Genomic DNA, 20,463 nt, shown 5'->3' with positions numbered 1-20,463 from the left:
TCATGCGTCCATTCATCGTCATGTCGGTGGTGCTTCGGTCGTATCCGTTGCGTATTTTTAATCGCTTGGCGGCAATTTGGCGTTATCTTGATCAAATGACAAGCCAAGCCTGCGCCAAACTCCGCAAATATACTGTCGACCATATCTGGCATGCCGACTGGAGCATCTCAGCCACCGGCCGCTGGGTCGCCAAGGCCCGCCGCACAGATACCGGATGGCAAATCCATGCGATTGAACCGGTTGGGATGCTTAATCAATTTCGTCATGGCCTAAACCACGCCGCCAAAACTCAATCCATCTGGCTTGGCTTGGACATGCCGATTGGGTTTGCCCGTTACTGGTTCGACTCCGCAGGTGTGGATAGCTTCGCAAACCTTTTGGAACTGATGCGCACGCCTGATTGGCAGGAATTCTTTGACGTTTGTAAAACGGCTGAACAGATCAGTGTTAAGCGCCCGTTTTATCCCGCCGCATCCGGGGTAAAGGGCAGTGTGACGCGCGATCACCTTGTGCGCGGCCTTGGGCTTTCGCGGTTTGATCAGCTGTATCGACACTGCGAACGCGCAACAACTGATCGCGCGGCGGCCTGCCCGTCCTTTTGGACGCTGGGTGCCAATCAAGTTGGCAAGGCGATGTTACATGGCCTGAAAAACCTGATCATTCCCGGTTATCAGGATGGCTTTAACATCTGGCCGTTTTCTGGTGATCTTGCCGCCTGTACGGCAAAGCCCGGTGTGACCGTGATCGAAACCTATCCGGGGGAAGTTTATGGCTGGCTTGGTCTGACATCCTTGACCAAATCCAAACAGGAAAGCCGCAAAGAAGCGGTCGCATCGGTGCATAACATTGCAACGGATCACGGCATTGAAATCCTGCCCGCCGTTTTTGACGACATCAAAGACGGATTTGCCCCGGGTCAGGGCAAGGATGATGCGTTTGACGCGCTGATTGGCCTGATGGGGTTGATCATGATTGCCGAGGGAAAACGCGCCGAAAACCTGCCCACCGCCACAGCCATTAACACCCGCGAAGGCTGGATCGTGGGTCTGGATGCCGCCAAGATTAAAGACCCGACAAAATAAAAGGGCCGGAAACCCGGCCCTTCGTAACATGTAGCGACATCTGACAGATGGTGTCAGGCAGACTTTTTGCTTTTCTGAAGCTTCTGAACCTTTTTCAGGATCATATTGCGTTTTAGCGCGCTCAGATAATCGGTGAACAGAATACCATCAAGGTGATCGACTTCATGCTGGATGCAGGTCGACAGCAACCCATCAGCTTCGATTTCCTGCTCTTTACCGTTTTCATCAAGATAGCGCACACCCACTTCAATCGGGCGCTCAACATCTGCATATTGCTCTGGGATCGACAGGCAACCTTCCTGATAGACCGAGGTATCCTCGGACTCCCAGATGATTTCCGGATTGACCATTTTAAGCGGCTCTGGCTTTTCCTTGTCATCGGAAACATCCAAAACGATCACGCGTTTCATCACACCAATCTGTGGTGCGGCCAAACCGATGCCCGGCGCGGCATACATGGTTTCAAGCATGTCGTTAAGAAGCTCTCTGATCTCATCATTCACCTCTTCGACCGGGTCGCACTCTTTCTTAAGGCGCGGGTCTGGAATAATAAGAATTTCACGCAGGGCCATGGGTCTTTGATCCGATTTCGAGCAGTTTTTAAAACGGTGTTGATCTTACGATTATAGCGAATTTCGCGCTTCGAGATAAGGTTTCCCCAACCTCAAGTCAAGCAAACTGCCCCAAACCATCTGATCAGCCGTCCCACATTATGTATGGGCAAACGTGGTTTGGGGCGTTTTTAGCGCCCGTTTCGCGCTTAATCCTTGGTGGTTTCGTCGCCAATTTCAGCGCCGCTTGCGTCTTCCGGGCCGCCCAACAGCTCCATCTTGGTGATTTCGCGTACATGGGTTTCGGACGCGGCGGGTTCTTCGATCATGCGATCATCAGCAACGATGTGCTTTTCTTTTAGTTTGCGTGCTGAAACAAGAACCGACCCCTCAAGCGAGCCAAGCGTTTTGTTATAATGCTTAACCGTGCTTTCAAGCGATTTGCCCATCGATGAGAAATGCTTGGCAAGGACCGCCAAACGATCATAAAGCTGCAAACCGATTTCACTAATATCGCGGGCACTTTCGGCCAAGGCTTCTTGACGCCAGCCATATGAAACAGCCTTAAGCAAGCCGAGCAAGGTGGTCGGGGTCGCCAAAATAACCCCATCGCGGAAGCTATCCTCGATCAGGCGCGGGTCCCGCTCAAGGGCGGCGGAAAAGAAGCTTTCACCGGGCAGGAACAGCACGACAAATTCCGGGCTATCTACCGACTTCCAATAGGATTTTTTCGAAAGCTCCGCGATTACTTTGCGCACGTTGGTCACATAGGTGCCCATCAAGGCTTCGCGGCGGTCATCGTCGTATTTTTCGTCAATCGCCTCAAGATAGGCCGATGTTGGGGCCTTGGCATCGACCACGATATTCTTTCCACCGGGGAGGTGAATGACCATATCGGGTTTCTGAACGCCTTCGTCGGTATTGAAATGAACCTGTTCATCAAAGTCGCAATGCTTAAGCATCCCGGCCAGTTCAACAATCCGGCGCAGCTGCAATTCACCCCATTTGCCTGATACTGACGAACTGGACCGCAATGCGGAGCTTAGTGTTTGGGTTTCCTTGGTCAGCTTGGTTTGCGATTGAACCAAAGTCCCGACCTGCTCACGCAATTCGCCGTAGGCTTCCTTGCGGTTTTTCTCAAGCTCGTTGACCTTGGTATCAAATGCTTCAAGCCGTTCACGGATCGGCTTAACCATGCCGTCAATTGCCTGCTGACGTTTTTCAAGGTCGCCTTTGGCACCTTCTTGCAGGCGTGAAAAGTTTTCGCGCGCCAGCTTCATGAACTCGTCATTATTGACCTTAAGCGCATCGGACGACAGGGCCTTAAAGCTATCAAGCAGCTTGGTTTTGGCATCTTCAAGCATCGCAAGCTTTTCAGCCGCGGCTTCGCGTTCTTTTTCCAACGCGGTTTCAAGTTCCGACCCCTTTTCGCGCCAATGATCGAGAACCGTACGCAGTTCTTTCATCTCGGCCTCAAGCGACGGCACGCGCTGGGCCGTTGTTTCGGCAATCGCACGTTTTTCGGCAGCATCGGAAAGCTTGTCACGCATCACAGCCAATTCAGACGCCAGTTCACGCCGGGTCACATCGGCCTGTTCGAGTTGCGCATTAAGCAAGGCTGTCCGCGACTCTGCCTCGGCCATCGCGGCTTCTTTGGTTCGTTTGACCATCAGCACACTAAAAATCAGTGCGACGACCAACGCCGCAATGGCGCCCGCTGCAAGAGAAATCGGATCCATAATTCCCACCGTTTGATATCAATTGGTATCGTTGTATCTGTTTTGTTCTCTTAAATCCAGACAACAGACCAGACACTTGGCAGAACAATCAAAAGGGATCCCCCCGATGTTAAGGAGATCCCCAAAAATCAGATTTTAAAAGCTTACTTTTTCAAGGGTCAGATCAACACCAATACGCGCAAGCATCCGCTCAAATTCAGCAATCTCATAGCCAGGCGCCTCGGTCGCAATCGCATGGATCTTTCCATGTCCCATCGGACCAATATCAAGCTGTTCGACCATGGCATCTGCCGGATCAAGGAAAATGCAATCTGGCGCGGCACGTTCAAAATAGTCGCGCAACCATGGCAAGTGAGTGCTGGAAAGTGTCAGCACATCGATCAACGGATCGGCAGCCCGGATTTCTGACACCAGTCGATCAACCGTTGCCTGAGTCACATCTGGCTTAAACAGGAAATCGCCATTTTCAACATGATCAATCGCGGGTGACGCATTAAGGCCGGAAACCGTTGCTTGCCCCGCAAAGGGGGCAATGAAATCGGCAAACATCACGCTTTCCACCAACGACTGAACCCCCATGATGGCAACATGCCCTGTCTTGGACTTTTCAATCGCTTCGGCAAGCGGCGGTGTCACACCTGCAAGTGGCGTCTTCACTTTGTTGCGGATCGTTTCAAGTACCATGATCGACGGGGCATTGGACGCAATGACGATACTCGCTGGATGATAGCCTTCCAAAAAATGGATGGTCCGCAACATCACTTGCCCAAGTTCGTCCGAATCTTTGCGCCCATACGGAAAGCTCGCACGGTCGGCCAAATAGACGATGTCTTTTTGGGGCCATTTTTCACGAATCCGCGCAACAATCGAATAGCTTCCGATGCCGGCATCAAAAACCGCCACCGGCGAAATCAGATCGGTTTGGGTCATGTTCGGGCCTTTGATGATGTTTTAAAACAAAGTGGATTGGGTCAATTGCGCGAGTATTTAAGAGCCACCTGGCGTCTTTGCATCTGTTTTATTCGGTCAATTCCAAAACACACCACGCCAGTGCGCCCTAAAATTACCGAATTCTTTTGTGCAGTTGGAACTGGCGATGTTGGAAATTGGAACTACATTTCAATAACATATCGCGGATACAGCATTCTCTGCCGCACGGGTCCCCACCGCCGCATCCCAAAACAGGCAACCCGGGCAGCGATAAGATGGATCTTGAAAAAGCAATCTGCCGTTCGTTTGGCATTTTGCCCCCGTCTTAAGTTGTATTCCATCAAGACCCTCGGCGCACTAGCATAGGGCGCTAAGCGACAGGATCAGGTTTGCCATGCTCATGGGCCGTTATGGAACGGCCATATCCGCAAAGGGTCTGACCCTGAACCGCACCGGAATATCGTATCGGCCCAAGCCACCAAATCTTAAGCGGGCGGGTGTTCGATACGAACGTACAGACAACAGGAAACGAACAAGAGGCCACATATGTCTGCGAACGTTTATCCCGTCCCCGACGACATCGCGAAAAATGCCCTGATCGACAAAACAAAATATGACGCGATGTACAAACAGTCGATTGAGGACCCGGAAGGTTTCTGGGGCGAACATGGCAAGCGCATTGACTGGATGAAGCCGTATTCCACCGTCAAAAATGTCAGCTATGACGCCAAAGACCTTTACATCAAATGGTACGAAGATGGCACGCTGAACGTTTCGGCCAACTGTCTTGACCGTCATCTGGAAAAACGCGGTGATCAAACGGCCATCATCTTCGAAGGTGATGATCCCAATGTTTCCGAAAACATCACCTATCGCGACCTGCATGAGCGCACCTGCCGATTTGCCAATGCGCTTAAATCCATGGGCGTTGGCAAGGGTGATCGCGTTGTCATTTATCTGCCGATGATCCCCGAAGCCGCCGTTGCCATGTTGGCCTGTGCGCGCATCGGTGCAATCCACTCCATCGTGTTTGGCGGATTCTCGCCCGAGGCGCTTGCTGGACGTGTTGAAGATTGCGGCGCGAAAGTCGTGATTACGTCTGACGAAGGTCTGCGCGGCGGGCGGGCGATCCCGCTTAAACGCAATGCCGACGAAGCGCTGTCACATCCGGGTGTCAAATCGGTTGAAAAGCTGGTTGTGGTTAAACGCACCGGCAAAGACGTTGCATGGAACGATGCGCGCGACGTTTGGTATCACGAAGTTTGCGACGCCGCGTCCCCCGATTGCCCGCCGACCGAAGTCAATGCCGAAGACCCGCTGTTTGTGCTGTACACATCGGGTTCAACCGGCAAGCCAAAGGGCGTTTTGCATACCTCTGGCGGGTATCTCGTTTATGCATCGATGACCCACCAATATGTCTTTGATTACCATGAAGGCGATATTTACTGGTGCACCGCCGATGTCGGTTGGGTGACCGGTCACAGCTATATCGTTTATGGACCGCTGGCCAATGGTGCCACGACCCTTATGTTTGAAGGTGTGCCAAGCTATCCAGACGCATCGCGTTTCTGGCAGGTTTGTGAAAAGCACAAGGTCAACATTTTCTATACCGCACCGACCGCGATCCGTGCCCTGATGCGCGAAGGCGAAAGCTGGGTCAACAAGGCCGACCTGTCGTCGCTTCGTATCCTTGGTTCCGTGGGCGAGCCGATCAACCCAGAAGCATGGGAATGGTATAACCAGCATGTCGGCAAGGGCACCTGCCCGATTGTTGATACATGGTGGCAAACCGAGACCGGCGGCATCCTGATTTCACCGCTTCCAGGGGCGACCGACCTGAAACCGGGTTCGGCAACCTTGCCGTTCTTTGGCGTTGAACCGGCCCTTTTGGATAACGAGGGCAAGGAACTTGACGGGGCCACCGATGGCAATCTTGTGATCAAGGATAGCTGGCCGGGTCAGATGCGCACGGTTTACGGCGATCATGAACGCTTTATCCAGACCTATTTCAGCACCTTTGCCAACGTCTATACGACCGGTGATGGCGCACGTCGGGATGAAGATGGTTATTACTGGATCACGGGCCGTGTTGATGACGTGATCAACGTTTCGGGTCACCGCATGGGTACCGCCGAAGTTGAAAGCGCGCTTGTCGCCCATTCCAAAGTGGCCGAGGCCGCCGTGGTGGGTGTTCCCCATGACATTAAGGGTCAGGGCATCTATGCTTATGTGACGCTGAATGCTGACGAGGAACCGACCGAAGAACTTCGGATGGAACTGATCAAATGGGTCCGCAAGGAAATCGGCCCAATTGCCAGCCCCGATTACCTGCAATGGTCGCCGGGCCTGCCAAAAACCCGTTCGGGCAAAATCATGCGCCGTATCCTGCGTAAAATTGCCGCCAACGAATATGATCAGCTGGGCGACACATCGACCCTTGCCGATCCGGGCGTTGTCGATGACCTGATTGATAACCGTCAGAACCGCTAAGGTACCTGATAGGTTTTCAACCCAAAACTTTGGCCAAATGGCCTGCAAAACCCGCCGCATTGTCGGCGGGTTTTTTCGTTTATGCCCCGGTTTGAACAGATGAAACCGGCAATACTGCGCAGGTCCTCGCGGTTGTGCTTATGTTCAAATTGGTATAGGTACAGCCTGCTGCCATGCAGCACCACGCACGTAAGGACGGTAACAACACCTAGTCGCCGATGATGATCTTGGCTGACGGGTTTTGCATCTACCCCCTGATGACATTCCAGCCCCGCGGACACCCCCGTGAAAACAGTGGGCTTACGGATACGGAGATTTTCTGTGAACAGCGATTTTCTACCGCGTTTGCGGGCTGAATGGCTTGGCAATATTCGCGGCGATGTGCTTTCGGGCCTTGTTGTTGCACTGGCCCTTATTCCAGAGGCCATCGCCTTTTCGATCATTGCCGGGGTTGATCCCAAAGTCGGGCTTTATGCGTCCTTCTCAATCGCTGTGATCACCGCGATCTTTGGCGGGCGTCCGGGCATGATTTCGGCGGCGACTGCGGCCACGGCTGTTCTGATGGGCGCGCTTGTCCGCGATCACGGACTTGATTACTTGCTGGCCGCAACGGTTTTGGCCGGTGTGCTGCAAATGATTGCCGGTGTGCTGCGTCTGGGCAATCTGATGACGTTTGTGTCCAAATCGGTGATGACCGGGTTTGTTAACGCGCTGGCGATTTTGATCTTTATGGCGCAATTGCCCGAACTGACCAATGTCAGCTTTATGACCTATGTGATGGTCGCAGGCGGGCTTGGCATTATTTATCTGTTCCCACGCATTACCAAAATCATTCCGTCGCCACTGGTGTGCATTGTGGTTCTGACCTTTGTGTCGGTGGCCATTCATGCCGATGTGCGCACGGTTGGTGATATGGGCGCGCTGCCTGATGCCTTCCCGGCGTTTTATCTGCCGAACATTCCGCTGAACCTTGAAACACTTCTGATCATTCTGCCTTATTCGGCGGGTGTTGCGGCTGTCGGTCTGTTGGAAAGCCTGATGACCGCACAGATCGTCGACGAGTTGACCGATACATCGTCCAACCGTACGCGCGAATGTTACGGCCAAGGCATTGCCAACTTCTTTACCGGTTTTATCGGCGGCATGGCGGGCTGTGCGATGATTGGTCAGTCCGTGATCAACGTCAAATCGGGCGGGCGTGGCCGTTTGTCGACCTTCCTTGCGGGTATTTTCCTTTTGATCCTGATTGTGGTTCTGGGCGATCTGGTGGCCATCATTCCGATGCCGGCCCTTGTTGCCATCATGATCATGGTATCGATCGGGACATTTAGCTGGTCGTCGATCAAGGACCTTAAGCACCATCCGCGCAGTTCGTCGATTGTGATGCTTGCCACCGTGATTACCGTGGTTGGCACGCACAATCTGGCGATCGGGGTTTTGGTGGGTGTTCTGCTGTCGGGTATTTTCTTTGCTTGGAAAATCTCGCAGATTTTCCGGGTTACCAGCACGCTGAGCCGCAATGGCAACCATCGGACTTACGAAGTCCGCGGTCAGATCTTCTTTGCGTCGGTTGAAAACTTCTCGGACGCTTTTGATTTCCGCGAAGCACTTGATAAAGTCACGATTGACGTCACCCACGCACATATCTGGGACATTTCAAGTGTTGCTGCCCTTGATATGGTCGTATTGAAGTTCCGTCGCGAAGGGGCCGAAGTCGAATTGATCGGTCTCAATGAAGCCAGCGAGACAATTGTCGATAAACTGGCCATCCATGATAAGCCCGGCGCGCTTGATCGCCTGATGGGCCACTAGGGATAAGGGAACGATCCATGACACATCTGATCGCACTGATTGACGGGTCTGGCTATTCGCAAAGCGTGGCGGATCTGACACGCTGGGTTGCTGAGCGCACAAACGCATCCGTCGATTTGATGCATGTTCTTGGCCGACGCGGGGTTGGTTCGGAACGTGCTGACCTTAGTGGCAATCTTAAACTTGGCGCGCGTTCGGCGTTGCTCAAAGAACTGTCCGACCTTGACGAGCAAAAAGCCAAGCTTGACGTAAAACGCGGCCGTTTGCTGCTTGAAGATGCCAAAGCCGGTCTTGAAGAAGCTGGCTTGACCACCGTTGGTACCAAACTGCGCCATGGCGACCTGATTGAATCCATTGCCGAGTTCGAAGGCGATGCCGATTTGATCGTGGTGGGCAAGCGCGGCGAAGCGGCAGACTTTGCCAAATTGCATTTGGGATCAAACCTTGAACGCGTGGTGCGTGCGGCAAAGAAACCGGTTCTTGTCGCGTCGCGCGCGTTTAAGCCGATCGAGAAGTTCCTGATCGCGTTTGATGGCGGCGAAAGTGCCATGAAAGCCGTGCGCCACATTGCCGAAGGTAAGCTGTTTACCGGGTTGCCTTGCACCTTGCTGTGTGTTGGTAAACCAACCGAGGGCATGCAGAAAAAACTTGATGATGCCGCCGACATCTTGCGCAAAGGCGGCTATAGCGTCGATGCCCAATTTGCCAAGGGTGAGCCCGAAGACGTCATTAAGGACCGGATCGAAGCGGACAATATCGGCCTTCTGGTCATGGGCGCCTATGGCCATTCGCGTATCCGCAGCCTGATCATCGGCAGCACCACCACCGAAATGGTCCGTTCGTGCCATGTACCGGTGATGATGTTCCGCTAATCCGGTCCAGATCCGAATTTCGGAATGGTAAGATTAAAAATACCTCTGCCCTATCATTGGCGGGGGTATTTTTTTGTCCCAAACGTCCTAAAACGGGTTTTAGGACGCCAAACGCGATCAACCGGGTCATTGATCAAACAGTCGATTTATTCCTCATGAAAGGTCTTGATGTGACCCACTTTATGCTTCTGTTTTTCGTCATCCCCGTAATCACCTTACTGTCGGGTGCGGCATCTGCCAGCGACGTCGGGTTTAAACCCCTGTCACTATCGGCAGAAAATCCTGATCAACGCACCCTAAAAGGCGGCATCTGGTATCCATCGCAGGATGACCAACCCACACAAAAAATTGCCGACAACATTGTGTTCTTTGGCGAAGACGTCCGTCCCAATGCCACTCCGTTGGCGGGGCACCATCCCTTGGTCGTTCTATCGCACGGACTAAGTGGCAATTGGCGCAACCAGGGTTGGCTGGCCACGGAACTTGTGCGCCAAGGGCGCATTGTTGTGGCGATCAACCATCCCGGCACCACCAGCCGCGACATGCAACCCAAAGAAGGCCGCATGCTTTGGAAACGCCCGCAGGACATCCATCAGGTGATTAGTGCTTTAACCACCAATCCCGCGTGGGCATCCCTGATCAAAGCGGACGATATTGCTGTCATCGGCCATTCATTGGGCGGATGGACAGCATTGGAAGTTGCAGGGGCGCGGATGAATGCCAAACGCATGCTGGATGATTGCGCCACCCATCCTGAACTTGCGGCCTGCGATATGGTTGTCGATTTTGGCGTCGGTGAAACCGCGTCCGATCAAAAATCACTTGCCCAATCGGGCCGTGAACCAACGGTTTCCAAGGTGGTCAGCATTGATCTTGGATTGGCGCGCGGCTTTACCCCCGAAAGCCTGGCAAAAATCGATATCCCGGTTCTTTTGATTGCAGCGGGCAGCCCGAACCCCAAAGTACCCCACGCGCTTGAAACCGGTTACCTGAATAAGCACCTTCCGGGTCCATCAACCGATGTTCATGTGATTGATCAAGCCGGACATTTCAGTTTCCTGCCCCAATGCAAACCCGGCGCAATTCCCATCCTTGAAAACGACGTGCCCGGTGACGGCATCATTTGCCTAGACGGGGACGCGCCGCAGGAAAATGTGCGCCAAGAGGTTCACCAACAAGCAACCAAACTGATCATCGATTTTTTGAACCGCAAATACTAAGCACGGTTTGCCCGCGCGTCGGCGCCATGGCGTAAATCACCACATAAACAGAAAGCCCGGCAGTAATTCTGCCGGGCTTTTTTCGGGCATTACATTGCCAATTTTTGGTCAATTCAGCCGATTTTAGCCGTCTGATTAACGCACCAGAAAACGACTAAGATTGGCGTTGATCTGACGTTCAAGTTCGCGGTCCAAATCCATCAGCACGACAGCTGTTTCGTCATAGATGACTTTTTCACGCTCTGCGACTGACATTGATTCTGAAAGGGTATGGGACCGTTCCGCCATGGCCTGTACTTCGCCCTTCTGAACACCGTTGGCATCAAGAAGTTCGAGTTTGGCGGCAACTTTCAGATCAATGCGTTCTGACTGATCATCGGTGAAGGCACCTTTGATCCCGCCGGTGGTTTTAAGCGGGTTTGACGTGATTGAGGCTTCTGTGACCGAATACCGCAGCATATCGCTGGTACCTGCCGTCTGGATGCGGTCATCAGGCCAGTTCATTGCCATTTTGCCGATACTAAACGGCAAGCTGCTTGCCAGTGATCCTTTGACCTTTGATTCCCATGCTGCGACTTTTTCAACCGGGCCCGCAGAAAACACAATCGGGTCAAGATGACGCCAAGTGACATCCGGGTAATTTGCCACCGGCGTGCTGGTGCAAGCCGCCAGCAGCGCAACCATTACACCGGCAAAGGCTGCACGCATGCCATTGATGGACAATACCTTCATGAAATCAAACTCCCTCGTCATTCAAATCACAAACAAAAACGTCACCATGGATCTGGTGTTCCACGGTGACGTTGCGTGAGGATTAAGGCAAGGCTATGACGAGGTCACATTTACCCACCTAAAGCCCTGCGATACCTTAAGAAGCTTGGCTTTCATCGGCCTTAAGCGTGCGAAGGTCTGCTTCGTTAAAGGCATAGCGCGTGTTGCAGAACTGGCACGATACGGCGACTTCGCCCGTGGCGTCTTCGCGCATCGACAGCAATTCATCGAGCGGATAGGTCACAAGCGCGCCTTCGATTTTCTGGCGCGAGCAACGGCATTTGAACTGCAAATTAGCCTGTTCATATACACGCGGCTCTTCATCGTGGAACAGACGCCAAATCAGATCGTGTGCAGACAGCGAGATGTCGATAACTTCGTTTGCGGTCGCGCTGTTCATCAAAATGGTCGCGCGGTTCCAGTCTTCTGCAACCTTTTCGGCTTCTTCCGGGGTTGCGGCATCGCCCGATGCACTGACCGGCAAACGTTGCAGGAACAACGCACCAACCCACCAATCGGCAACCGTTTCACCGCTGTGGACTTCAATCTTGAAGCTGCTTTCAAGCTGCTCGGACTGTTTGAAATAGGCTTCCGCACATTCAGCAAGGGTTTTGCCTTCAAGCGATACAATCCCCTGATAGCGTTCATGCTCATCACCCTGATCGACGGTAAAGGCAATATGCCCGTTGCCCATCAGTTTAAGAACCTGTCCGCGCAGGGCTTCTTCGCCACCTTCTTCGGCGGCGATCAGCGTATTGAGGCGGTCTTCATCCACACGCAGACACGCGCGCACATTGCCCTCGCTATCGACATCGACCACCAGCATGCTGATCGGTCCATCCGATGATGTCTGAAGGGTGAAAAGCCCGTCATATTTCAGCGACGAAGACAACAGCACCGCAAGCCCGATCAGCTCAGCCAACAAATGGTTGGCAAGCGGCGGATAGCTATGCTGACCAATGATGGTCTGCACCAATGGGCCAAGGCGCGTAAAGCGGCCGCGAATGTTGGAATGGTCCAGCGTAAAGGGCTGGCAAAAATCGACAGCGATCTGCATGTTGGCTTCCGATGTTGTTTTGGGCCGTATAACAAGGCCGACCCATTCTTGTCGAGACGCTTTCATCAAGCGCCAAATACCATATCATAACAAAGGGGCGGCCAAAGCCACCCCTTCTGATACCGTCCTATTTAGGCCGCAATATCAAGATGGCAAGCCGTTAAAGCAGTATAGCAGAACACCCTTCTGCGCATGCAGTCGGTTTTCCGCCTCGTCAAAGACAACTGATTGCGGCCCGTCAATCACCTCGTCGGTGACTTCTTCATTACGGTGTGCCGGCAGGCAATGCATGAAAATCGCATCATCCTTGGCCTGGCCCATGGTTTTGCTGTTGATCTGATAAGGTGCCAACGCTTCCATACGGGCATCGTAATCCTTGTCCCCCATCGAAACCCAGCAATCGGTCACAACCACATCTGCATCAGCAAGTGCGTTATCAAGGTCGGTCAAACGCACGTTGGCACCGTCAGAATTCGCAGCTTCGATCAATCCCTGCTGCGGGCGATATCCGACCGGGCATGCCATATCAAGCGCGAAACCAAATTTAGTTGCCGCATGAACAAAGGATGTCAAAACGTTGTTGCCATCGCCAACCCACGCGAACTTAAGCCCGTCAAGACGGCCTTTATGTTCTTTGACCGTCATCAGGTCAGCCATGATCTGGCACGGATGGCTTTGATCAGTCAGACCGTTAATCACCGGCACCGTGGCGTATTTTGCCATTTCGTGCAATTTCGACTCATCGGTGGTGCGGATCATGATCGCATCAACAAAACGCGACAAAACGCGCGCCGTATCGGCAATGGTTTCACCGCGGCCAAGCTGGCTGCTGTCGGCATCAAGCACAACAACATCCCCGCCAAGCTGACGCATGCCAACTTCAAAGGATACACGGGTACGCGTCGAGGGTTTTTCAAAAATCAGGGCCAAGGTTTTTCCGGCAAGCGGCTTATCGCCAAACGGCGCTTTGCCGGCTTTTTCGGAATCCCCAAGGGCAAGAATATCGCTGAGCGTTTCTGATGGCAGAACGTCAAGATCAAGAAAGTGGCGAATATCAGTCATAGATCAATTTCCTTACTGCACGCCATTACTGCGCAAAAGCGGCGGCCGCGGCATCAATTGCTGCAAGCGCCTCGTCAACATGGGTTTTGGTGATGTTAAGCGGCGGCAAAAGACGCACGACATTATCGCCCGCCGGAACCGTCAAAAGGTTCAATTCACGCAGCTTTGCGACAACATCCCCATTGGTTGGCACCATTTTCATGCCCAAAAGCAGGCCCATGCCACGCACTTCATCAATGAAGCCCGGATGTTTGCGGGCAATCGCATCAAGTCCATCGCGGAGCAAACCGCTCATGGCGACAACATTGTCCATAAAACCGGGTTTCAGAACTTCGTCGAGAACCGCATTGGCGGCTGCTGTTGCCAGCTGATTACCGCCAAAGGTCGTCCCGTGCATGCCCGGCGTAAAGGCTGCAGCGGCCTTTTCATTTGCCAAAAGTGCGCCGATGGGGAACCCACCGCCAAGCCCCTTGGCAGAGGACACGATATCGGGCTGCATGTCGGACCATTCATAACAGAACAGCTTGCCGGTACGGCCAATGCCGGTTTGAACTTCGTCAAACATCACAAGCAAACCGAACTCGTCAGCGGCCTTACGCACCCCTTCAAGGTATCCGTCCGGGGCCTTGCAAATACCGCCTTCCCCCTGAATGGGTTCAAGCAAAATGCCACCGGTATTTTCGGTAATCGCATCGCGCAATTCATTCATATTGCCAAATGCGACCCGATCAAAACCGTCTGGCATCGGGCCAAAGCCCTCGCGATATTTTTCACTGTATCCGGCGGTTAGCGTGCCCAAGGTCCGGCCATGGAACGCATTGGTCGCGACCAAGATCCGGTTCTTTTCCGGGTGCCCTGACACATGCTGATACCGACGCAGCATCTTAATGCCCGCTTCGTTGGCTTCAGCACCGGAATTACAGAAGAAAACCGTATCGGCAAAGCTATTGGCGACCAAACGTTCGGCCAGTTTTTGCTGACCGGGCATTTGATACAAGTTCGACGTATGCCAAAGCTTACTCACCTGTTCGGTCAGTTCTTTGACAAGGTGCGGGTGCGAATGGCCAAGGGTATTCACCGCAATGCCAGACCCGAAATCGAGGAATCGTCGGCCGTCCTGCGCCACGAGATAAGGTCCATCACCTTTCTCAAAGGCCAAATTGGCCCGCGCGTAGGTCGGCATGACGGGAGTAATCACTTTTTCATTCCTCGAATTAGGGTAAAAACTTGGTTCCTGACCATTTGGTCAATGTCGGCAGAATACCGCGAAGCCGAGGAGTATCAAGAGTTTCCTACCCCCTGTCAACGACGCAAAACCACTTAGAACCGCACTGCAAAAATGCAAATGGGCAGCATCTGCATTTTGATGCTGCCCATAAACCTGATTTTGCGCCAAATGTCTGGCGGGCGGGTTACGCCTTAAGCTTGTAACCGCTTTTGATCATGCGATAGCACAGCAACCACAGCAACGCGTTAACCGCAGCCAACACAACGACGCCTGTCATGATGGTGCCATCCGAAATCCCGGTAAAGCCATAGCGGAACCCGTCGATCATGTAAAAGAACGGGTTGAAGTGCACCAATACCTGACCGGCTTCGGGCAGGCTTTCCGCACTGTAAAAGGTGCCTGACAAGAACGAAAGCGGGGTGACGACAAAGTTTGTCACCACGGCAATATGGTCAAACTTCTCGGCCCAGACACCCCCGGCAATCCCCAAAAGGGCGAGCATCAAGGATGCGGACACCCCGAAATACAAGATCGCCCAAAAGTTATGGATTTGGATGTCGACAAAGAATGCCATGGCAATTGCGGTTACCGCACCCACCATCACGCCGCGCGTGACCGCACCAAAGGCAAAGCCCGCCACCATTTCACCGGGTGACAATGGCGGCATCAAAACATCGACAATATTGCCCTGTACCTTTGAAATCGTAAGTGAACTGGATGTGTTGGCAAAGGCGTTCTGCGCCATGGTCATCATGACCAGGCCGGGCGCAAGAAACGCTGCGAACGCAATTCCATTCACCGTTTCAACCGCGCGGCCAAGGGCCAGCAGGAACACAGCAAGGAACAACAGGCTGGTGACGACCGGGGCCGCAATGGTTTGCAGATACACATTCAGGAAGCGTCGCACTTCCTTGGCATACAGCGTCCAAAGACCAAGCCAGTTCACCGCGCCCATATGACGGGGGGCAAGAGCAAGCTGCTCTGACTCTTTCATAGAATTTCCTTCGGAAAAATGCAGACAATTGCCGGTAAAATAAGGAGACTAGGCCCCTAGTTGCAAGGGTGCGTATTTATTCATTATGGCCGACATGACACAAAAGCAGCGCCAAAGCCCGGAAAACCGCACGTCTGACGACGAAAACAAGTCTGTCGGAAACGCCCGTTTTTCGACGTCAAACCGGCAAAATGGCAAAAACAAACAGCGTGAACCCAACCGCCCACGCCGTGTCACCCGCGATTATTTGATGAATTACGCGACCTGGTATCTTGAACGGTTTGCCGCTTCGCGTGCGCGGCTTGAAAAACTGATGCGCGGGAAAATCCGCTTATCGGTTGCCGAATATGGCACCGATCCGGAAGAAGCCGAAAACTGGATGAAGTCGGTTTTGGCCTCCTGTGAAAAAGCCGGTTTTATCAATGATGATGCCTATGCCATGGGCCGTGCCAGATCACTTTTGCGCAAAGGCAAGGCAATCCGCGTGATTGCCGCCGACCTTTCGGCACGCGGCATTGCATCGCACCAGATTGATCACGCCATTAAAGAACTTAAGGCCGAAGCAGATCAGGCCGCCTATGAAGAAGTACGGGGCACCGATCCAAACATTGCCGCTGCCGCGGCCTATGCCCGGCGCCGTCGTCTTGGCCCGTGGCGCCGCCCTGATATCCGCGATGAAAAACGCGAAAAGGATATGGCGGCCCTTGCCCGACAGGGATTTGGCTATGACACCGCAACCCGTATCATCAATAGCGATTTAGATGAATTGGCTGATTTGCTATCGATGATTGATGGGATTTGATCACCAGTACATTTGATCATGGGCGCAAAGGCCGCTATCACTAGGGTAAGCCGTTAGGAACCCCTTCTGCGATACGGAGAATAGACACATGATGGTCCGCATCTACCACAATCCGCGCTGTTCGAAATCGCGCCAGACATTGGCCTTAATCGAAGAAAAGGGCATCACACCCGATGTGATTTTCTATCTTGATACCCCACCAACTCCGCAAGAATTGGCTGAACTGATCAATATGCTCGGCATGCAGCCCGAAGACATCCTGCGCAAGAAAGAAGCCAAAGAAGAAGGCATCGCCGATCTGCGCGGACAGGAATTGATCGAAGCCCTTTGCGCCCATCCGCGTGCGATTGAACGCCCGATTGTGGTCAATGGCCACAAGGCAGCATTGGGCCGCCCGCCGGAAAACGTGCTCGATATTCTGTAATCAAATCGCGTAACCGACCATCGGTTACACACGGCTTTTGGCCCGCCAAGCGCGATGCCAAAACCGACCAAAGCAAACGCCTGTGCCAGTTTGGCACGGGCGTTTTTCGTTATTAGTAAAAGTCTAGGGCCCCGAATGCCATTATGTCATAGGCTTAGAAACCAGAAACAAACCGCACCTATCGGGAGGCCAGTAATGATTGCCGCATTCGCCCTGATTCTTGTTTGCCAATTATTTGGCGAAGTCATATCCGAATTGTTCGACATGCCTGTTCCCGGCCCGGTGATCGGGCTTGTTTTGCTGTTCTTTGGCCTGCTCATCAGTCGAAAGCCGCCCAAGGTTCTGACCGATGCGGCTGATAATTTGCTGATGCATTTTTCATTGCTGTTTGTGCCTGCCGGTGTCGGCGTTGTGACACAGATTGACCGCCTGAAAGGCGACTGGCTGCCGATCGCCGCGGCGTTGATCGTGTCGACCTTGCTGACCATCGTTCTGACGGCGGTTCTGATGTCCAAACTTTTGCCCAAACATACGTCAAGTTCCGGCGTGACCGCCACCGATAGCGGATCGGATGCATCATGATCGATACCGATATCACACAGCTTTGGGTCTATTTGTCGACCAAGCCGTTGACTGGCCTTACGATCACGCTGGTGGCCTATGCCATTGGGTTTTGGCTGTATCAAAAAAGCAACCGTAACCCAGTCTGTAATCCGGTGGTGATTGCGATTGCCCTGATCGCGTTTGTCTTGCACGTCACCGACACGCCCTATGCCACCTATTTTGAGGGGGCGCAGTTCGTGCACTTCTTGCTGGGTCCAGCAACCGTTGCCTTGGCCGTGCCGCTGTTTCGTCAGACCGAGACACTTAAACGCGCGATGCCGGTAATTGTATTTGGCGTATTGTTCGGATCATTGGTCGCCAGTGCCAGCACCGTTCTATTGGCGTGGCTGCTTGGCGCCAGCCCGGAAACATTGGCATCCTTGGCGCCGAAATCAGTCACCACGCCGGTCGCCATGGGCATTGCCGAAAACATTGGCGGTGTGCCGGCCCTAACGGCTGTGTGTGTGATCGCAACGGGTATTGTCGGTGCAACGCTTGGCCCGATGGTGATGAACATGGCGCGGTTAAAAGACTGGCGGGCGCGTGGTTTTGCCATGGGGGTTGCATCACATGGGATCGGCACCGCACGCGCGTTTCAGGTGAATGAAACGGCGGGCGCATTTTCCGGCTTGGCGATGGGGCTTAACACCATGGCCACCGCCATCACCATTCCGTTCCTGTGGCATTGGATATTTGGCTGAGGATTTTCAGCTAACTCGATATTCGGGTAGGCCGAAAGCATGTCACTTTTGGCCCACCCGACATTTTTGATTAGCCTGCACGCAGATGGACAAGAAACTCTGAAACTGTGTCCTGCAGGGTATCGATCTGTTTGGCAAGATCGGCAACAGTCACATCAAGTTCACCCGCCGCAGCACCGCTGTTGCTGGCCGCTTCGTGGATTTCATCCATGTTGGCGACAACTTCGTTCGACCCCGTCGACGCGCTTGTTGCACTGTTGGCAATTTCGGTCACGGCCGCGTTTTGCTCGGACACGGATGACGCGATGCTGTTGGCAATTTCGCTGATCGACGAGATTGTCTGGGTGACTTTCTCGATGGCATCCACGGTAACCTTGGTTTCATCCTGAATTGCCCCGATCTGCTGGGCAATTTCATCGGTTGCCTTGGCCGTCTGGTTGGCAAGGTTTTTGACTTCTTGCGCAACCACGGCGAACCCTTTGCCAGCTTCACCAGCACGGGCGGCCTCAATCGTCGCATTCAGGGCCAAAAGGTTGGTCTGTGATGCAATATCGTTAATCAGACTGACCACTTCGCCAATGCGTTCGGCCGCTTCGGCAAGGCCACCGACCATTTCATTGGCCCGCGATGCTTCGCTTACTGCGGCCTGCGCAATCGACGTTGATTCTTGCATCTGGCCACCAATCTGGCTGATCGATGCTGAAAGCTCTTCGGTCGCCGAGGCCACCGTTTGAACATTGCGGGCCGACTCATTGGCTGCTTCTGAGACCGTTCTGCTTTGATTGACCGAATGATTGGCAGACTGACGCATCGTTTCGGTCGATTTCAACATGCCGCCCGTTGCCGCACGTACCGATGTGACGATCTGACCAATGGATTGCTCCAGCTCGACCGCCAGACGGTTACGCTGTTCAACGGCTTCTTCCACAGTGCGTTTTTCAGCAATCACACGGGCTTCTTCGGCTTCCTCGATTTTTTCGGCAGCTTCGCGCCAGCGCACCAACCCATTTGCAATCAGGCCGATTTCATCTTTGCGCTCGGTAAAGGATACTTCTTCGCTAAAGTCACGTTCGACGAAGCGCGAAATGGTGTGCCCCAATACACGAAGCGGGCCAAGCTGCAGACGCAGCATCACGAACAAAAGTACCGCTGACACGATGGCAACGATCAAACCCACAATCACGATGCGGGTTTCGATGGCACCGGCAACGGCGGCGACTTCTGCTTTTTTGATGCCGACATACAAAATGCCCAAAATATCGCCGCCAGGCGTCATGATCGGGCTGTATTGCGTGACATATTCCGTTCCCAGAATAAGGGCTTCGCCGCGGAATGTTTTGCCGGCCATGATCGGATCATAGGCCGCACTGCCTTTCCCCAGCATCGTGCCAACCGCACGCGTGCCATCTGGTTTGATGATGTTGGTCGACACCCGGATAAAATCTTGTTCTGCGGGAACATAAGCAAACACAGTTGCCGTTTGCCCGGTCGCCGTACCAATCCGGTCAATCAGTTCATGCGATGTTAAGTCCGGAATTTCGGACATTACCAGCTTGGATGTTTCGCCATCCTTGGTGATTTGCATTTTGAAGTCGGGATTTGCATCTTGCAGCAAAAGGGCAGCAACACGCAGATTTAGTTTTTGCGACGCCAGACTATCGTCGGCCACCTGCTGATCGATCCGCTGCATGATCAGGGCACCCAACAAGATGATCCCCCCCATCAAAATAGCGATCGTCACAAGCGCCACTTTTAAAATCAGACTTTTCGACATGATCTCTCACTTCCCACTTTTTCAGCCTTTTTTTCGCTGAAACCCTGCCCAATTCGGCGCGACCCCACCAAGCTTTCCTGATCTTGCGTCAGGATAAAAAGCATTCTCTTCTTTTAAGAAGATTTCCAACTATAAGGCATGACGCATAAACTAAAAGTATAAAGTATAAAACGCCCCCAACGTGCTGGTTATATTGAATTACTTTCGCAACGCGGCATTTATTTATTAGTAAAAATGATTATTTAAATAACGACAAGCACCAAACACTGCGCCAAGTTTGGCACAGGTTGGTATTGCTTCATGTCATAGAATTTTTGCCAATAATCAGCCGGCTTTGATGATTGACGCATA

Annotated in this window: 18 protein-coding genes; 9 read left to right on the top strand and 9 right to left on the bottom strand. The window is 53.0% G+C overall.

Features of this window, described 5'->3' with window-relative positions:
* The first annotated feature begins 2 nt into the window (after window positions 1-2).
* Complete coding sequence (locus tag HCZ99_RS05200) at window positions 3-1,082, top strand: methyltransferase type 12 (RefSeq protein WP_254869432.1); 1,080 nt, start codon at window positions 3-5, stop codon at window positions 1,080-1,082.
* Window positions 1,083-1,135: 53 nt separating this feature from the next.
* Here the strand turns inward: HCZ99_RS05200 and def are convergent, their stop codons facing one another.
* The 3 genes from def to HCZ99_RS05185 form a co-directional block, all read right to left on the bottom strand.
* On the bottom strand, window positions 1,136-1,654 hold the full coding sequence (def, locus tag HCZ99_RS05195) for a peptide deformylase (RefSeq protein ID WP_167445826.1): 519 nt from the start codon (window positions 1,652-1,654) through the stop codon (window positions 1,136-1,138).
* Between the two features lie 188 nt (window positions 1,655-1,842).
* On the bottom strand, window positions 1,843-3,372 hold the full coding sequence (rmuC, locus tag HCZ99_RS05190) for a DNA recombination protein RmuC (RefSeq protein ID WP_167445825.1): 1,530 nt from the start codon (window positions 3,370-3,372) through the stop codon (window positions 1,843-1,845).
* Between the two features lie 135 nt (window positions 3,373-3,507).
* Window positions 3,508-4,302 (bottom strand): glutamate racemase, encoded by a 795-nt coding sequence (locus HCZ99_RS05185; RefSeq protein ID WP_217701454.1) that lies wholly within the window; start codon window positions 4,300-4,302, stop codon window positions 3,508-3,510.
* Window positions 4,303-4,848: 546 nt separating this feature from the next.
* Here HCZ99_RS05185 and acs point away from each other — a divergent pair.
* The 4 genes from acs (at window position 4,849) to HCZ99_RS05165 (ending at window position 10,696) form a co-directional block, all read left to right on the top strand.
* Window positions 4,849-6,792, top strand: coding sequence for an acetate--CoA ligase (gene acs, locus HCZ99_RS05180; RefSeq protein ID WP_167445824.1), 1,944 nt, complete (start codon window positions 4,849-4,851; stop codon window positions 6,790-6,792).
* A gap of 321 nt (window positions 6,793-7,113) precedes the next feature.
* Window positions 7,114-8,604 (top strand): SulP family inorganic anion transporter, encoded by a 1,491-nt coding sequence (locus HCZ99_RS05175; protein ID WP_368484229.1) that lies wholly within the window; start codon window positions 7,114-7,116, stop codon window positions 8,602-8,604.
* Window positions 8,605-8,621: 17 nt separating this feature from the next.
* Window positions 8,622-9,476 (top strand): universal stress protein, encoded by an 855-nt coding sequence (locus HCZ99_RS05170; RefSeq protein ID WP_167445823.1) that lies wholly within the window; start codon window positions 8,622-8,624, stop codon window positions 9,474-9,476.
* A gap of 155 nt (window positions 9,477-9,631) precedes the next feature.
* Window positions 9,632-10,696, top strand: coding sequence for an alpha/beta hydrolase family protein (locus tag HCZ99_RS05165; protein WP_167445822.1), 1,065 nt, complete (start codon window positions 9,632-9,634; stop codon window positions 10,694-10,696).
* A gap of 135 nt (window positions 10,697-10,831) precedes the next feature.
* Here HCZ99_RS05165 and HCZ99_RS05160 read toward each other — a convergent pair whose 3' ends face one another.
* The 5 genes from HCZ99_RS05160 to HCZ99_RS05140 all read right to left on the bottom strand — a co-directional run bounded on the left by HCZ99_RS05160 (window position 10,832) and on the right by HCZ99_RS05140 (window position 15,808).
* Window positions 10,832-11,428 carry a hypothetical protein gene (locus HCZ99_RS05160; RefSeq protein WP_167445821.1) on the bottom strand — a complete coding sequence of 199 codons (597 nt, stop codon included), beginning with the start codon at window positions 11,426-11,428 and terminating at the stop codon, window positions 10,832-10,834.
* 136 nt (window positions 11,429-11,564) lie between these two features.
* Window positions 11,565-12,524 (bottom strand): Hsp33 family molecular chaperone HslO, encoded by a 960-nt coding sequence (locus tag HCZ99_RS05155; RefSeq protein WP_167445820.1) that lies wholly within the window; start codon window positions 12,522-12,524, stop codon window positions 11,565-11,567.
* Window positions 12,525-12,668: 144 nt separating this feature from the next.
* Window positions 12,669-13,586 carry an ornithine carbamoyltransferase gene (gene argF, locus HCZ99_RS05150; RefSeq protein WP_167445819.1) on the bottom strand — a complete coding sequence of 306 codons (918 nt, stop codon included), beginning with the start codon at window positions 13,584-13,586 and terminating at the stop codon, window positions 12,669-12,671.
* Between the two features lie 25 nt (window positions 13,587-13,611).
* Window positions 13,612-14,769, bottom strand: coding sequence for an aspartate aminotransferase family protein (locus HCZ99_RS05145; RefSeq protein WP_167445986.1), 1,158 nt, complete (start codon window positions 14,767-14,769; stop codon window positions 13,612-13,614).
* 229 nt (window positions 14,770-14,998) lie between these two features.
* Window positions 14,999-15,808: an ABC transporter permease gene (locus HCZ99_RS05140; RefSeq protein ID WP_167445818.1), complete on the bottom strand. Its 810-nt coding sequence runs from the start codon at window positions 15,806-15,808 to the stop codon at window positions 14,999-15,001.
* 85 nt (window positions 15,809-15,893) lie between these two features.
* On the opposite strand from HCZ99_RS05140, the gene HCZ99_RS05135 reads away from it, so the two are divergent.
* The 4 genes from HCZ99_RS05135 to HCZ99_RS05120 all read left to right on the top strand — a co-directional run bounded on the left by HCZ99_RS05135 (window position 15,894) and on the right by HCZ99_RS05120 (window position 18,338).
* Window positions 15,894-16,610: a regulatory protein RecX gene (locus HCZ99_RS05135; protein WP_254869431.1), complete on the top strand. Its 717-nt coding sequence runs from the start codon at window positions 15,894-15,896 to the stop codon at window positions 16,608-16,610.
* A gap of 88 nt (window positions 16,611-16,698) precedes the next feature.
* Complete coding sequence (gene arsC / locus HCZ99_RS05130; protein ID WP_167445817.1) at window positions 16,699-17,034, top strand: arsenate reductase (glutaredoxin); 336 nt, start codon at window positions 16,699-16,701, stop codon at window positions 17,032-17,034.
* A gap of 195 nt (window positions 17,035-17,229) precedes the next feature.
* Window positions 17,230-17,616 (top strand): CidA/LrgA family protein, encoded by a 387-nt coding sequence (locus HCZ99_RS05125; protein ID WP_167445816.1) that lies wholly within the window; start codon window positions 17,230-17,232, stop codon window positions 17,614-17,616.
* Window positions 17,613-18,338 carry an LrgB family protein gene (locus HCZ99_RS05120; RefSeq protein WP_167445815.1) on the top strand — a complete coding sequence of 242 codons (726 nt, stop codon included), beginning with the start codon at window positions 17,613-17,615 and terminating at the stop codon, window positions 18,336-18,338. The genes HCZ99_RS05125 and HCZ99_RS05120 overlap by 4 nt, the downstream gene beginning before the upstream one ends.
* Window positions 18,339-18,408: 70 nt before the next feature.
* On the opposite strand, the gene HCZ99_RS05115 is transcribed toward HCZ99_RS05120, so the two are convergent.
* Window positions 18,409-20,112 (bottom strand): methyl-accepting chemotaxis protein, encoded by a 1,704-nt coding sequence (locus tag HCZ99_RS05115; RefSeq protein WP_167445814.1) that lies wholly within the window; start codon window positions 20,110-20,112, stop codon window positions 18,409-18,411.
* Window positions 20,113-20,463: the final 351 nt, after the last annotated feature.

It is taken from the genome of Thalassospira lucentensis (assembly GCF_011806425.1).
GTDB lineage: Bacteria > Pseudomonadota > Alphaproteobacteria > Rhodospirillales > Thalassospiraceae > Thalassospira > Thalassospira lucentensis_B.
The sequence above is the reverse complement of the archived record's forward strand: the minus strand, read 5'-3'. Positions and strand labels throughout refer to the sequence as shown.